The sequence below is a fragment of the Gimesia chilikensis genome, from assembly GCF_007744075.1.
Taxonomy (GTDB): Bacteria; Planctomycetota; Planctomycetia; order Planctomycetales; family Planctomycetaceae; genus Gimesia; species Gimesia chilikensis_A.
Genome location: NZ_CP036266.1, coordinates 6,603,065 through 6,617,554, shown reverse-complemented (window position 1 = coordinate 6,617,554; position 14,490 = coordinate 6,603,065). Strand labels below are relative to the sequence as shown.

11 protein-coding genes are annotated in these 14,490 nt (G+C 53.4%); 7 read left to right on the top strand and 4 right to left on the bottom strand.

Annotation, left to right across the window (positions count from 1 at the left end; all coding sequences use genetic code 11):
- Window positions 1-102 precede the first annotated feature (102 nt).
- Window positions 103-783, top strand: a complete 681-nt coding sequence (locus tag HG66A1_RS25000; RefSeq protein ID WP_145046486.1) for a metal-dependent transcriptional regulator — start codon at window positions 103-105, stop codon at window positions 781-783.
- 92 nt (window positions 784-875) lie between these two features.
- Window positions 876-2,306, top strand: a complete 1,431-nt coding sequence (purB, locus tag HG66A1_RS24995; RefSeq protein ID WP_145190621.1) for an adenylosuccinate lyase — start codon at window positions 876-878, stop codon at window positions 2,304-2,306.
- A gap of 91 nt (window positions 2,307-2,397) precedes the next feature.
- Here purB and HG66A1_RS24990 read toward each other — a convergent pair whose 3' ends face one another.
- The gene (locus tag HG66A1_RS24990; protein ID WP_145190618.1) at window positions 2,398-3,846 is read right to left on the bottom strand and encodes a DUF1501 domain-containing protein; all 1,449 of its coding nucleotides are present in this window, start codon (window positions 3,844-3,846) and stop codon (window positions 2,398-2,400) included.
- Window positions 3,847-3,850: 4 nt separating this feature from the next.
- Window positions 3,851-6,283, bottom strand: coding sequence for a PSD1 and planctomycete cytochrome C domain-containing protein (locus tag HG66A1_RS24985; RefSeq protein ID WP_145190615.1), 2,433 nt, complete (start codon window positions 6,281-6,283; stop codon window positions 3,851-3,853).
- Window positions 6,284-6,650: 367 nt separating this feature from the next.
- Here HG66A1_RS24985 and HG66A1_RS24980 point away from each other — a divergent pair, with 367 nt between their 5' ends.
- The 5 genes from HG66A1_RS24980 to HG66A1_RS24960 all read left to right on the top strand — a co-directional run bounded on the left by HG66A1_RS24980 (window position 6,651) and on the right by HG66A1_RS24960 (window position 12,679).
- Entirely contained in the window at window positions 6,651-7,628 is a 978-nt protein-coding gene (locus tag HG66A1_RS24980) for a threonine/serine dehydratase (RefSeq protein ID WP_145190612.1), read from the top strand.
- 177 nt (window positions 7,629-7,805) lie between these two features.
- The gene (locus tag HG66A1_RS24975; protein WP_145190609.1) at window positions 7,806-8,573 is read left to right on the top strand and encodes a glucose 1-dehydrogenase; all 768 of its coding nucleotides are present in this window, start codon (window positions 7,806-7,808) and stop codon (window positions 8,571-8,573) included.
- 96 nt (window positions 8,574-8,669) lie between these two features.
- Window positions 8,670-9,434 carry a DUF1080 domain-containing protein gene (locus tag HG66A1_RS24970; RefSeq protein ID WP_145190606.1) on the top strand — a complete coding sequence of 255 codons (765 nt, stop codon included), beginning with the start codon at window positions 8,670-8,672 and terminating at the stop codon, window positions 9,432-9,434.
- Between the two features lie 77 nt (window positions 9,435-9,511).
- Complete coding sequence (gene xylB / locus HG66A1_RS24965; protein WP_145190603.1) at window positions 9,512-11,044, top strand: xylulokinase; 1,533 nt, start codon at window positions 9,512-9,514, stop codon at window positions 11,042-11,044.
- A gap of 471 nt (window positions 11,045-11,515) precedes the next feature.
- The gene (locus HG66A1_RS24960; RefSeq protein WP_145190600.1) at window positions 11,516-12,679 is read left to right on the top strand and encodes a sulfotransferase family protein; all 1,164 of its coding nucleotides are present in this window, start codon (window positions 11,516-11,518) and stop codon (window positions 12,677-12,679) included.
- On the opposite strand, the gene HG66A1_RS24955 is transcribed toward HG66A1_RS24960, so the two are convergent.
- The gene (locus tag HG66A1_RS24955; RefSeq protein WP_145190597.1) at window positions 12,680-13,207 is read right to left on the bottom strand and encodes a hypothetical protein; all 528 of its coding nucleotides are present in this window, start codon (window positions 13,205-13,207) and stop codon (window positions 12,680-12,682) included. It abuts the gene before it with no gap.
- Between the two features lie 242 nt (window positions 13,208-13,449).
- Window positions 13,450-14,490, bottom strand: coding sequence for a cytochrome d ubiquinol oxidase subunit II (cydB, locus tag HG66A1_RS24950; protein WP_145190594.1), 1,041 nt, complete (start codon window positions 14,488-14,490; stop codon window positions 13,450-13,452).

Sequence of the window (14,490 nt, the reverse complement as noted above, 5' to 3'; positions counted from 1 at the left end):
ATGAGGAAAACGAAATTCAGATCCCTGGTTCCTGGTTTCGGTCTTTGTGCTCATCCACGCTCTTTTCCAGGGTCTTGCTGATTTGATGGGACCAGTCTGTTGGTGAACGCAACTAGTTTAACAGTCGAGAATTATCTGAAAGCGATCCTGCAGATCAGTCTCCAGTCCGGTTCGGAATGGATCAGCACCGGGGAACTGGCCCGTTATATGGACGTCGCCCCCGGAACCGTCACCAGCATGCTCAAAACTCTCAAGCAGTCTAAGTTGGTGGAATATCGACCCTACGAAGGAGCCAGCCTGACTGAGGCCGGTAAGCATTCCGCGATTCGCGTCCTCAGACGGCACCGTCTGATCGAACTGTTCCTGTTTCAGACATTGAAGCTGACCTGGGATCAGATCCATGCGGAAGCCGAAAACATGGAGCACGCGGTCAGCGACTTTCTCGTGGACCATATCGACGAATATCTGGGCTTCCCGGAAGCCGATCCGCACGGCGATCCTATTCCGTCGATCGACGGGCGGATGCGGCGGGCCTATCCGAACCTGACCACCCTGGCGGCGTGTCAACCTGGTACACACGTCAAGATCGTTCAGGTCACCGATCAGGAAACTGAGTTTTTACGTTTTCTCTCCCGCTCCGGGTTACAGCTCGGATCGCAGGGAGTCGTCAAAGAGAAAAACAGCGAGGCAGGAATTGTTGTCTCGGAATGGAACGGACAGACGCTCTCCATGGGAGTCCATGTTGCTGAGAACGTCAAAGTTGTTCCTGTGGAAGCAGCTTAATTGGAATCAGGCTGCTGGTGCTAACAGAAACTGAGTGAACGACTGGCTGACACAGTACAGGCCGGTTCACACTGCTGAAGAAAGAGAAGAAATTGAGTCACCTTACCTACGAAAACCCTTTAATCAGTCGTTACGCTTCGAAGGAAATGAGTCAAATCTGGTCGGCTCAGAAAAAGCACTCCACCTGGCGGCGACTGTGGGTGGCCCTGGCGGAATCACAACACGAAATGGGACTGCCCGTCACCCGGGAGCAGGTCGAATCTCTGAGGTCCGCCATCGATGACATCGATTTCGAACTGGCAGCGAAAGCAGAAAAAGATCTGCGACACGACGTGATGGCGCACGTGCATACCTACGGCGAACGCTGTCCGGATGCCAAAGCAATCATTCACTTGGGAGCTACCAGTTGTTTCGTTACCGATAACAGCGAACTGGTTATGATTCGCGAAAGTCTGGAGCAGGTTCGCAAGCGGCTCGTCGCTGTCATTGATCAACTGGCAAAGTTTGCTGCCGAATACCGGGACCTGCCCTGCCTTGGATTTACCCACCTCCAGCCTGCCCAGCCAACCACCGTTGGTAAACGGGCTACGCTGTGGTGCTACGATCTGATTCTGGATCTGGAAGAGATTGAATACCGAATCGAAAAGCTCCGCTTCCGGGGTGTGAAGGGGACAACGGGTACCCAGGCAACGTTTCTACAACTCTTCAAAGGTGATCATGAGAAAGTCGACGAACTCGATCGCCGCGTCACGGAAAAGATGGGCTTCAAAGATCGCTATGCAGTCACCGGGCAGACCTATTCACGAAAAGTCGATGCCCAGGTACTCAGTGCCCTCAGTGGTATCGGACAATCGGCGCACAAGGCAGGAAATGATGTGCGTATTCTGCAGAACCGCAAAGAACTGGAAGAACCGTTCGAGAAGAATCAGATTGGTTCATCTGCCATGGCTTACAAACGCAACCCCATGCGTTCCGAACGCATGTGTTCGCTGGCTCGTTTCGCGATCAGCCTGACTGCGAATGCCGAAGATACCGCAGCCACCCAGTGGATGGAGCGGACACTGGATGACAGTGCCAACCGTCGATTGTCGCTGCCGCAATCTTTTCTGGCCATTGATGCAGTGTTGATTCTGTATCGCAACATTGTCGATGGTATGGTCGTCTATCCCAAGGTGATTGAGAAGCACCTCAATGAGGAACTTCCCTTCATGGCGACTGAAGAGTTCCTGATGGCAGGCGTCGAAGCGGGCGGTGATCGCCAGGATCTTCACGAACGGATCCGTGTGCATAGTCAGGCTGCCGGAGCGGAAGTGAAAGTACGTGGCGGTCAAAATGATCTGATCGAACGTCTGCAGAAAGATCCGGCTTTTGCCGGCTGCGATCTGGCCAGTGCCCTGGATGCCCGAAAATACATCGGCCGGGCTCCGGAGCAGGTTGACGCCTTTATCGCGGAAATCGTGGATCCGGTGCGGCAGCGATATCAGGCCGACCTCGATCAGTCCGTTGAGGATCTCAAGGTCTGAAACTCTCTTGAGTCCGCTCTGTTCCCTGTGAAAATAAAGACGCCCCGATGGAAGACCGTCGGGGCGCCTCAGGGACTATAGTAGTGCCTTGCTACGTCAGTACTTCTTTAATGACGCGTGCTTCTTCGACACCAGTGAGTTTGGTGTCCAGGCCCTGGAATTCAACGCTGAAGCGCTTGTGATCAATTCCTAAGAGATGCAGCATGGTTGCATGCAGATCACGCACGTGTACTATGTTTTCAACGGAATTATAGCCTAGTTCGTCTGTATTACCATAAGAAATTCCACCTTTTATCCCTCCACCAGCCATCCACATGGAAAAACCTTTAATATGATGGTCCCGGCCGGCGCCTCCCTTGCCCTGGAACATAGGTGTTCTGCCAAATTCCCCTCCCCAGATCACGAGGGTTTCATCCAGCATCCCACGTGATTTGAGATCGTTGATCAGAGACCACGTTGGTTTATCGGTCAGACCGCAACAGGTATTCATGTAGCGTACCAGACCTCCATGGTGGTCCCAGCCACGGTGGTAGAGATGAATGAAACGGGAACCCCGCTCCGCCAGTCGTCGGGCCAGCAGACAGTTTGTGGCATAGGTGCCCGAACCCGCTTCAGCTCCGTACATTTCCAGCGTCTCTTTTGATTCGTCAGACAGATCCATCAATTCCGGAACGGACGTCTGCATCCGAAACGCCATCTCGTAAGCGGCGATACGGGTATCGATTTCCGGATTGGAAACACTTTGATTCCGGAAACGATCCAGTTTTCGGACGGCGTCGATGAGTTCTTTCTGCTGGGGATCAGTAATCCCCGCGGGGTTTTTGAGATAGTTCACCGGATCGCCGGTCGAATTGAACTGAACTCCCTGATAGCGACTGGGAAGAAACCCGGTTCCCCACTGACGCGAAGCGATCGGCTGTGGGTTACGTCCGCCGACACTGGTCAATACTACGAAGCCGGGAAGTTCTTCGGTTTCACTTCCCAGTCCATAAGTGACCCAGGAACCCATTGACGGTCGACCGCTGATCGCCGTGCCTGTGTTCATGAAGGTGTGCGCGGGATCGTGATTGATCTGTTCGGTGACCATCGAACGCACGATGCAGATGTCATCAGCGATTTTGGCGGTCCAGGGGAGAAAGTCGCTGATCTCCTGGCCGTTCTCGCCGTACTTGCGAAACTTGGTCAGTGGTCCCTGGCACTTGAGATCGCGACCCTGCAACTGGGCTATGGGTTGACCTTTGGTATAACTTTCCGGAAAAGGCTTCCCATCCATTTCCGCCAGCTTCGGTTTGTAATCGAAGGTCTCCAGATGAGTCGGTCCTCCCGCCATGCAGAGAAAAATCACCCGTTTCGCTTTGGGAGCGAAGTGCGGCAGACCGGGTAGGCCATCACTGGCCGTTGTCACCGTTTTTGATTGCGCTGCAGCCAGACCATCGCGGGTGAGTAGCGATCCCAGTGCCGCCGATCCCAGACCAACGCCGGAACGGGACAGAAAGGTACGCCGATTCAAATGTGTCTGTAATTGATTGAAGTCGAACATATTCTTAATTCCTCGTCACCACTTCATTCAGGTTGAGCAGCGCCCGTGTGACCTCCGTCCAGGCCGCGAGTTCAACCGCTTCCAGGTTAGCTTCGGTTTTAGTAAGGCCGGTACTGGTCAGAGCCTGGGCCTCTTTTGTCCGATCACCAAACGCACGCCGGTTGGAATTCAGCAGGTCCTGCAGTACTTCAACCTCATACGCTTCCGGATCGCGTGACGTCGCCTGGGTGAAGGCAAAGTTGATACGGCTTTGATCGGATTTACCGCCCTGCTGGATCACGTGTGCCGCGAAAACGCGGGCTGCTTCGATAAATGTGGGATCGTTAAGCAGGGTCATCGCTGCGATTGGGGTATTAGAACGGGGCCGCTGCGCCGTGCATTCTTCGCGACTGGGAGCATCGAAAGCTTTGAGCATCGGATGCAGGAACTGACGCTGCCAGTGCATGTAGACGCCGCGTCGCCATTGTCGTTCGTCCTGATGCGACACATATTTTCGCTTCGGAAAATTCAAATGTCGATAGTAGCCTGCAGGTTGATACGGTTTCACGCTCGGGCCACCAATCTCGGTCACCAAAAGTCCGCTGATCGCCAGTGCGTTATCGCGGATCATCTCAGCGGGCAGGCGGAAGCGAGCCTGGCGGTCGAGGCGTCTGTTGAAGGGATCTGCTTTCCGCTGTTCAGGAGTTTCCAGCGACGACTGACGGTAAGCGCGGCTCATGACGATGAATTTCACCATCTGTTTGATGTCCCACTCATCTTCGAAAAACTTGATCGCCAGTTGATCGAGCAGTTCAGGATAATGCGGGGGGCCTCCCTGGCCTCCAAAGTCATCGAGTACCGGGGCGATCCCACGACCGAAGAACAGATACCAGAACCGGTTTGCCATCACACGGGCCATCAGAGGGCCATATCCGTCTTCGGCTGAGAGCCAGTTGGTCAGGTCCAGACGCGTGGGACGCTCGTGGTCTGTTTTGATCTGCCCCATAAATTCCGGGATCGCAGGCTGGACCACAGGGCCGCTTTCATCCAGCCAGTTACCTCGGGGGAGAACTCGAATTTCGCGAGGTTTAATGGAAACGGTAATCATGGTTTTGACCGCACCGCGATCGATGGCCTCCCGTTCTTTTTTGAGAGGCCCCAATCGCTTGTTTAGCTCAACCATCTGTTTGAGCTTCTGCTCTTTTTCTTCCGGCGACTGTTTCTGGATCTCCGGACTGGAAATGGCTTTCAATTTATCCTGGATGGATTTGATTTTGGCGTCGAGTGTGGCAATTTTCTGTTTTTCCTCTTCAGAGTACAGAAAGATTTCCGGTTCACGGATCGTCGGAATACGGTCAGCTCCCCGTTTCAGATGCTGGTCTTCATCAATATCCGCGAAGAAAGCGACCATCGAATAAAAGTCTTTCGCGGTATACGGATCATATTTGTGATCGTGGCACTGGCAGCAACCCATCGTGGCTCCCATCCAGACTCCCGAGAAGTTGCGAATGCGGTCGGCAGCGTAGATCGCCAGGTACTCTTTTCGCTGGACACCCCCTTCGTGGGATGTCTGCAGAACGCGGTTGTATCCGGTCGCGATCTTCTGTTGTAAGCTGGGATCAGGCAGCAGGTCACCTGCCAGTTGCTCACGAGTAAACTGATCAAAGGGCAGATTGCGATTGAAAGCATCGATCACGTAATCCCGGTAAGGGGAAATGTGATGATCCTGGTCGCCGTGGTATCCCACCGTATCTGCAAAGCGGACCAGGTCCAGCCAGTACATCGCCATCCGTTCTCCGTAATGCGGCGATGCCAGCAGGCGATCAACCTGCTTTTCATATGCAGCGGGACTGTCATCCTTCACAAATGCATCGACTTCTGCCCGCGTGGGCGGCAGGCCGGTCAGGTCGAAACTCAGGCGACGGAGTAGAGTAATTTTGTCTGCCTCCGGCGATGGTTTCAGCCCCTGCTCTTCCAGGCGTGAGAGGACGAAATTGTCAATCCAGTTCACGGGCCACTGCTGGTCTTTGACTTGAGGGACCGGGTTGGCATGGGGTTTGACATACGCCCAGTGTTGCGACCATTGTGCGCCTTCAGCGATCCACTGTTTGAACAGCTCGATCTCTTCACTTGTCAGTTTCTTGCCTGAGTCGGCAGGAGGCATCACGGTGTCTGCATCGTGACTGGAAATCCGTGCGAAGAGCTCACTCTGGTCCGGCTGCCCGGGATGGATGATGGCCGAATCGGAAGTAGATTTCAGACCGGTTTCCTGATCGAGCCGCAAGTCGGCTTCGCGATGCTCCGCATCGGGGCCGTGACAGTGGAAACAGTTCCGGGAAAGAATCGGTCGGATATCGCGGTTGAAATTGACCTGGGGAGGTCCGGCGTTTGCCTGTACGGGGAGCGTGAATAACGCCAGCAGAGTGATGCCTGGAAAACAGCGCAAGACTCGCAACATGGTAATTCGCCCTCAGTCGAAAACACGAGAGAAGTGCCGGGAGGCAGTGGGCCCGGATTACCTGGCACATCAAACGCGAGGAAAACTGGTTTGGTGTTACCGGTCCGTAACGAATCGAGTTAACGGTAGCCGGACAAACAACATCCGGCAGGTAGGAACATGGTGGACAGAGAGAGGAATTTCTCTTGTCCTGACCTAATCATATCAGTCGCTCCGGGCACCTGCAACAAGGGTTCTCGGCTTTGCTGCCGAAAACCAGTGGGGCAAAACTTGACAATCGCCGGCGATCTCACGAACTTCAAAAGAGCAGCGGTGTCATAGCGGTATCGCTCACTCCCGTTAATCTCGTTCAACTCAGGTTCCGAAGATGCAAGCTCCAACGTTTCAGGATATCCAGGAGGCCCTCCCCCGTGTAAGAGAGGTGCTGGCACCCACTCCCCTTTACGAATGGCCCGGCTTGAGTCAGTTAACAGGCACTCGACTATTCCTGAAACACGAAAACCACCAGCCGGTCGGTGCGTTCAAAGTACGTGGCGGTATTAACCTGGTGAGTACCCTGTCTGACGCAGAGCGTGAAGCGGGTATCATGGGCTGTTCGACCGGCAATCATGGTCAGTCCCTGGCATTCGCGGCTCGCAGATTTGGTATCAAGTGTACGATCGTGGTCCCGCGGCATAATAATCCGGATAAAGTCCGCGCTATCCAGATGCTGGGGGCTGAAATCATTGAAGCGGGTGAAGACTTCAATGAAGCCAAGCACTATCTGGAAACCGAACTGGTCGATGGGAAGCGACGTTATGTGCACTCGGCTAATGAACCCAAGCTGATTGCAGGCGTAGGGACCCAGGGCATCGAAATTTTTGAAACCCTGCCCGATCCGGATGTGGTCATCGTACCGGTAGGGATGGGCAGCGGTGTCTGTGGTACGGGCATCGTTGCGAAACACCTGCGTCCCCAAACGGAAGTTATCGCGGTACAGGCAGAGAACGCACCGGCAAATCAGCTCTCCTGGAAAGCGGGCAGCCCGCAGACAACCGAGACCGCACAGACCTGGGCGGAAGGAGTCGCCACTCGCGCTGGCGCCGAGCTGACACAGCAGATCATGCAGTCGGTGGTCGATGATTTTCTACTGGTCGGCGAAGATGAGATGCGGCTGGCGGCTTACCACATTCTCCAAAAGACCCACAACCTTGCCGAAGGAGCCGGTGCAGCTGCACTGGCAGCTGTCTTAAAATATCCAGATCGGTTCGCGGGTAAAAAGGTGGTGGCCGTCTTCAGTGGTGGTAATCTGAATCTTGCTGAACTCCCGGAGATTTTGCGGCTCGGCTCCGAACAATCGGCATGAATTGAATTCTTTAACGCGCAATAAAACTAAAGCTCATTTATTTAATCCAGGCCCGCGAATTCGCTTCAGCGTTGGATTGGAATTCCCTCGCGGTAATTGTTACCGTAAATGTCAAACCCGGAGTGTCGCTGGACTATCCGGATTTGATCCTGCAAAACAGATCCTGCGAGGGAAAAAATGAGATTTCGAGATCGCGTCGTGATTGTCACCGGTGGCAGCAAGGGGATCGGCGAAGGCTGTTCCCGTGTCTTTTGTGCAGAGGGTGGCCACGTGGCGATTCTGGCCCGAGGCATTCAGGCAGGTCAGGCACTGGCTCGCGAACTGAACGAAGCCGGCCCCGGAAAAGCGATGTTCGTGCAATGCGATGTCGGTGAGCACGAACAGCTTCGCTCCGCAATCGAAGTGGTCGTCGAGCAATATGGACGACTTGACTGCATCATCAATAATGCAGGCGTGCATCCGCCCGCGATGTCCCTGGAAGAAACCAGCATCGAAGAGATGGAACAGCTGATGCGTGTCAACTTTCTCAGCACCTTCGCGGGGGCCAAATACGCGTTACCTCACTTGCGGAAAACCAAAGGGACGATCGTCAATATGTCGTCGATTACCGCAGTTCTGGGGCAGCATCACTCAACGGCTTACTGCTCCACCAAAGGCGCGCAGGTCAGCTTTACCAAATCACTGGCGATTGAGCTGGGTGAAGCAGGCATCCGCGTGAATGCGATTCTTCCCAGTAATATCGACACTCCACTGATGCACGACTGGGCAGCGACACTACCCGATCCCCAGACCGCCCTGAAACGAGTTGCTGATCTGCAGGTCTTCAAGCGGATGGGAACCATCGAAGAAATGGGTAAACTGGCTTTATTCCTGGCAACCGAGGATTCCAGTTTTATTACCGGACAGGCCATCGAAGCCGAAGGGGGCGCCAGCCTCGATTACTGATCGCGTTTTCTGTGAAAACTGCTTTCCGGGCCTCATCGGGCTCAGATTCCAATTACCGATTTTAACTCAATTCAAGATAGATTACAGGAGTGAAGTATGACCGGACTGAAACGCGTTTTTCGTGTACTCGTTGTTTTAATGTTTCTGGGAACCGCCTATCAAACCTACGCCAACCTGGTCGAAGAATATAAAAATGGTCTGATCTGGGAAGAACCCAAGGTCGTAGAAACGGCCCCGCATCAGCCTCCATCCGATGCGATCGTCCTCTTCGATGGGAAGAATATGGATCAATGGAAGGGGGGCGACAAGTGGAAGATCAAAGACGGGTATGTCGTCGCTGACAAACAGAGCATCGAGACCAAACAGTCATTTGGCGACTGCCAGCTGCACATTGAATTCGCGACTCCGGCCAAAGTCGAAGGCAACGGCCAGGGGCGTGGCAACAGTGGTGTGTTTCTGATGGGAAATTATGAAGTTCAGATTCTCGATTCGTATGACAACAAAACCTACTTCGACGGTCAGGCTGCTGCCATCTACAAGCAGTATCCACCGCTGGTGAATGCCTGCCGCAAGCCGGGTGAATGGCAGTCTTACGACATCATTTTCAACGCACCCCGCTTCAATGAGTACGGCCAGCTGGTCAAGCCTGCATACCTGACCGTCATTCAGAATGGCGTTATCGTACAGAACCACACGGAACTGCAGGGGGCAACTTACTACCACCAGCCCCCCTTCTATACGGCCCATGAAGACAAGCTGCCCATTGAGTTGCAGTTTCACAAGAATCCGGTCAAATTCCGTAATATCTGGATTCGCGAGCTGGCAGAGATTCATCCCGTCGGCTGTGTCTGTCCTGAGTAAAGCTGTATGCTGAGCCTGTCAGCAGTTTTCCGTTTCACTGCATAAGATGAACTGACCGAGAGAGAAGGAACCAAAGCATGGCTGTTTTTCTGGGTGTGGATGTGGGAACCAGTGGTACCAAAACACTGGCGATGCAGGAAGATGGAACCATTCTGGCGTCTGCGACGGAAGAGTACCCGCTCTATAGTCCGCACCCCGGCTGGTCAGAGCAGGACCCGGAAGACTGGTGGCAGGCAACAATCAAGAGCATACGCAAGGTCCTCAAGACGGGCAAAATCAAAGCCGCAGACGTCAAAGGCATCGGGTTGAGCGGGCAGATGCACGGCAGTGTGTTTCTGAATAAGGAACATGAAGTCATCCGCCCTGCTCTACTGTGGAATGATCAGCGCACCGCAGCTGAGTGTGCGGAAATTGAACAGCGGGCCGGCGGTCGTAAAAAGCTGATCAAGCTGGTCGCCAATCCGGCCCTGACCGGTTTCACTGCGCCCAAGATTCTCTGGTTGCGGAATCATGAACCGAAACATTTCGACAAGACCGTTCAGGTACTGCTGCCCAAAGACTATATCCGTTTCCGCCTGACCGGCGAATTCGCGACCGAAGTCAGCGACGCATCCGGTACTCTGCTGCTGGATGTCAAACAGCGGAACTGGAGTCGTCCTTTGTTGAGTAAGCTCGAACTGGATGACAGTCTGCTGCCTGACGTTTATGAGTCCGAAGATGTCAGCGGTCATCTGACCGCTGATGCAGCCGGCCTGCTGGGACTCTCCAAGGGAGTCGCAGTCGTCGGCGGTGGAGGAGACCAGGCTGCGGGAGCCGTGGGGAACGGCATCGTCAAAAAAGGTGTGATCTCGGCGACGATGGGAACCAGCGGCGTGGTCTTTGCACACAGCGATGAAGTGCAGATCGATCCTGACGGACGCGTGCATACGTTCTGCCATGCGGTTCGCGATAAGTGGCACGTCATGGGCGTAGTTCTCTCAGCCGGGGGAAGTCTGCAGTGGTATCGCAATCAGTTGTGCGAACAGCAGGTGGCGGAGGCAAAACGGAAGAAGGTCGATCCATACGAACTGATTTCCGCCCAGGCAGAGCAGGCACCTCCCGGAAGTGAAGGCCTGTTCTTTCTGCCTTACCTGACCGGCGAGCGGACCCCCCATGCCGATCCCGATGCGCGGGCTGCCTGGATTGGGCTGAGCTTAAGACATGGTCGCTCCCATCTGGGGCGGGCAGTCATGGAAGGCGCCACCTACGCGATGCGGGACTCGCTGGAAATTATCAAGGAACTGAATATTCCGGTCAGGGAAATTCGACTCTCGGGTGGTGGTGCCCGCAGCCCCTTCTGGAGACAGCTGCAGGCGGATATCTACGGTCAGAAGGTGGTGACCATCAACGCGGAAGAAGGACCAGCTTATGGGGTGGCGCTGCTGGCAGCCGCGGGAACCGGGGCCTATAAAGATGTAGTCGAAGCCTGTTCATCCACCATTCGGGTGGTGCAGAGTACGAGCGTAAACTCAAAGGCGAAAAGCATCTACAACAAAGCCTATCCCGTTTTTCAGGGGCTCTACTCCTCGCTTAAGGAGGATTTTCCCCGCATTAATCAGCTCTTAAAGTAGGCTGGTGTCCACTAAGTCTACGGATTCCCGCAACTGAGAACAGTTTACCCAATCAGGTCATCCGACTTGGGAAACACCTGTTTCGCAACTATTTTACGTAAGTTCAATTGTGTAACTGAGGCGAAACAGTTAGTTTAAGATGTGAATGGACGCGTACTTTGTGACGAGTCTTGATGTCTGTATTTGGCCAATCCCCACTTACAGAATAGAGTTCTTCCAAGTCTGGCTTAACGGATGCCGAAATAATCCATGACAGGTCCCCATACCCGACTGGATCAATATTGGATAGAGTGGTAGAAAAAGTCAGGCGACCTCCACTAATCCACATGCCTTCCCCAAGACAAATACAGAAAAATCGATTATATTCTTAACGCTTCAGCCAGGTTGAATGCATCAGCTTACTGAAGGCGGGCAACACCACGACAGGCAGGCGTTGAATTGCGTTGATTAAGTGTAGGACACTCTCTGCAGATGACCAAACAATCGGTAAATAAAAATGGATCGACCCAGGGCCCGTTTTGCGTCTGGTCCGGCATCGATTTTGTCAACTTCGTCAAACTGATGCGGTTACGTCCTACTATTCGCTGGTCCGGTATTTACCGTTTGATTTCTTCAGGCGTTCTGAGTCTTTCCAATTCCTGTTTGAGCGGACTCGAAAGTCTGATCTACAGTCGCAAAGTCAAGCAGACAAAACTCGAATCACCGGTCTTCATCATCGGTCACTGGCGGAGTGGCACCACGCTGCTGCATAACCTGATGTCGATGGATCAGCAGTTTATCTATCCCAATATGGGAGCCATGCTGTTTCCCTCACACTTTCTGCTGACCGAACGCGTGCTGAAACATGTCGTCAAGCACCTGATTCCCAAACAGCGGCCGATGGACAATATGCCTGTCACCTGGGACCTGCCACAGGAAGATGAAACATCGATCCTGTTACTGCACCTGATGTCCCCCTACCTGGCGATCGCCTTTAGTGATCAGCCTGAAGTCTATGACCGGTTTTATGAACTCGATCAGCTGACTCCCAAAGAAGACAAAGTCTGGCGGGATACCTTCCGCTACTTCATGCAGAAACTGACCTATCGCTCTGGTGGTAACAAGCGTGTGTTGTTGAAATCACCGACACACACGTTTCGTATCCGCTTCCTGCTGGATATGTTCCCCGATGCCCGGTTCGTCTATATTCACCGTAATCCGTATAAGGTTTACAATTCGACATTGCATCTGCGAAAGACCATGTTCGGCGATAATGGCTTTGCTCCGCTCGACATGGAAAAAGTCGAAGAAGATATGTCGAACATTTACGTCAATCACCTGCACGTTTACGAGCGGGATCGCCAGATTGTTCCGGAAGGACAATTACACGAAGTCAGCTTTGAGGATCTCACTGCCGATCCAGTGAGTGAACTGAAAAAAGTCTACGAGCATCTGAACCTGACCGGGTTTGAAGACTTGGAAAAGAACATGCAGCCGTATTTGAAGGATCAGAAATCCTACAAGAAAAACAAATACGAAATGGATGCTGCCCAGGAAAAGAAAATCTACGAACGCTGGCAGAAAGCGTTCGAGATGTTCGGCTATGAACGGCTGCCTTCCGATGCCCTCATTAAGAAAGCCCGTGTCGCTTCCTGATCACGCGTCTGACTGATCGTTGTTCTCTTTCTCAGACGACTCTGATTTGCGGTGCTGTTTCTGTCTGAGTTCTGTCAGCTGCTTTTCCAGGATCCGCTGCTGGTCCTGAATCCGCGAGATCAACGTCGTCGAGCGTACGCGCGACGCACTCATGTCAGCAATCGCGCTCAGAATTACCCAGAATGCGATCAGCAGGATACCGCCCCAGTAGACCGCGAACAGCCCCGGGTAGGTCTTCCAGGGCATGTACGGAGCGTCGCCGATGACGATCAGGAAACCAATCAGGATCAGCAGTCCCGAGGTTTGCATCCGCCTGCGATATTGTTTGGAGAAGAACTGGTAGTCATCATCGCTCAGTTCATCGTCATGCTGACGATGAAACCAGGAAGTGCGATGTAACTGAATCAATCCTGCTCCGAATAAAACCAGGAGTGTGCCGACAATAATGCCGGGAATTGTATCTGCCACAATGGGTACATCCTTGAGTGTTGATGGGGGAACCCCCTTGATCTGTTGAAATGTCGCCATTCCAATCTTCCCGTCTGCTCAGTTTCAAGTCTAACAAATTCGGTTTCAGATGAAACGCGTCCAGCGAAAATTTATTGTGTAGACCGGCTGAGGGAGGAAACATGGAGAAAACGGCGAAGCAGACATTTTGTCCGGATTGCAAACGGGCTGACTGGGATGCAGGGATATGTTGTTTTTCAGCAACATTTCCCTGCGCTTCTGGGAATCGTAGCTGATGCGGACAGCGATCCTTCCGAGTGAGTTTAATGGTCGTCGGTTGCTGCAGCGGAAATGACTTTCGGTAGTGAACGAAAGAGGATCGTGAAATAAACGCCGACCAATATGATTCCGGGAATCCACCACCAGAGGGTGACGGCCAGCTTTTCGGGAGACGGCGACGTGTTATAAATCGTCAGATGATGCTCCGGATTCAAACCGGGTAGCAGGTTCGGGTAGAGTGCAGCTGTGCCACCAAAGATGAACAGATAAATAAAGCTGACCGAACACAGGAACGCGAACATCGGGCGATCCAGTCTGCGGAGTAACAGCGTGCCTCCCAGTGCCACGAATGCCAGAGCGGGCAGAGTCCAGATCCACGGATGATCAGAGAAGCTGGCCTGGGCGTGTGGCTGGACCAGGTAACAGGCGGTGAGCATGATCAGCGTGAGCAGCACGGAGCCTCCCCATAGCCAGTTGGCACTGGTTTGCGCCCGTTGTTGAATAGCGCCGTCTGTTTTGGCAATCAACCAGAGTGCACCATGATGCAGCAGAATCACTGCAGAGGTGATGCCTCCCAGAATCGTGAACCAGTCCAGAATGCCTGTCTGCTTGCCGATTCGGAAATTGGTCCACAACGGTTCGAAGAAGTCACCTTCTGCATTGAGGGGGACGCCGCGAAAAACATTCGCCATTGCCGCTCCCAGAATGATGACCAGCAGTCCGCTGGAGACAAACAGCATCATATTCCAGAAATGGACCCACAGGGAATCTTCGAGAAAGTGTGGCAGCTCAATACTGATGGCCCGGAAGATCAACAGCCAGACGACCATCGTCAGGGGAAGATAGAAGCCGCTGAACATCGCACTCATGAAGCCCGGAAAGGCCATCATCATGGTGCCACCCGCGGCGATCAGCCAGACTTCGTTTCCATCCCAGAGCGGGGCGATGGACTGCATAATCTGTTTCTGTTCCGAACGATTTTTGGCCAGGATCAGATGCAGAACGCCGATTCCCAGATCGAAGCCATCCAGCACGACATAGGTCGCAATCATAAAGACCAGTAATATTAACCAGAGTGTTTCCAT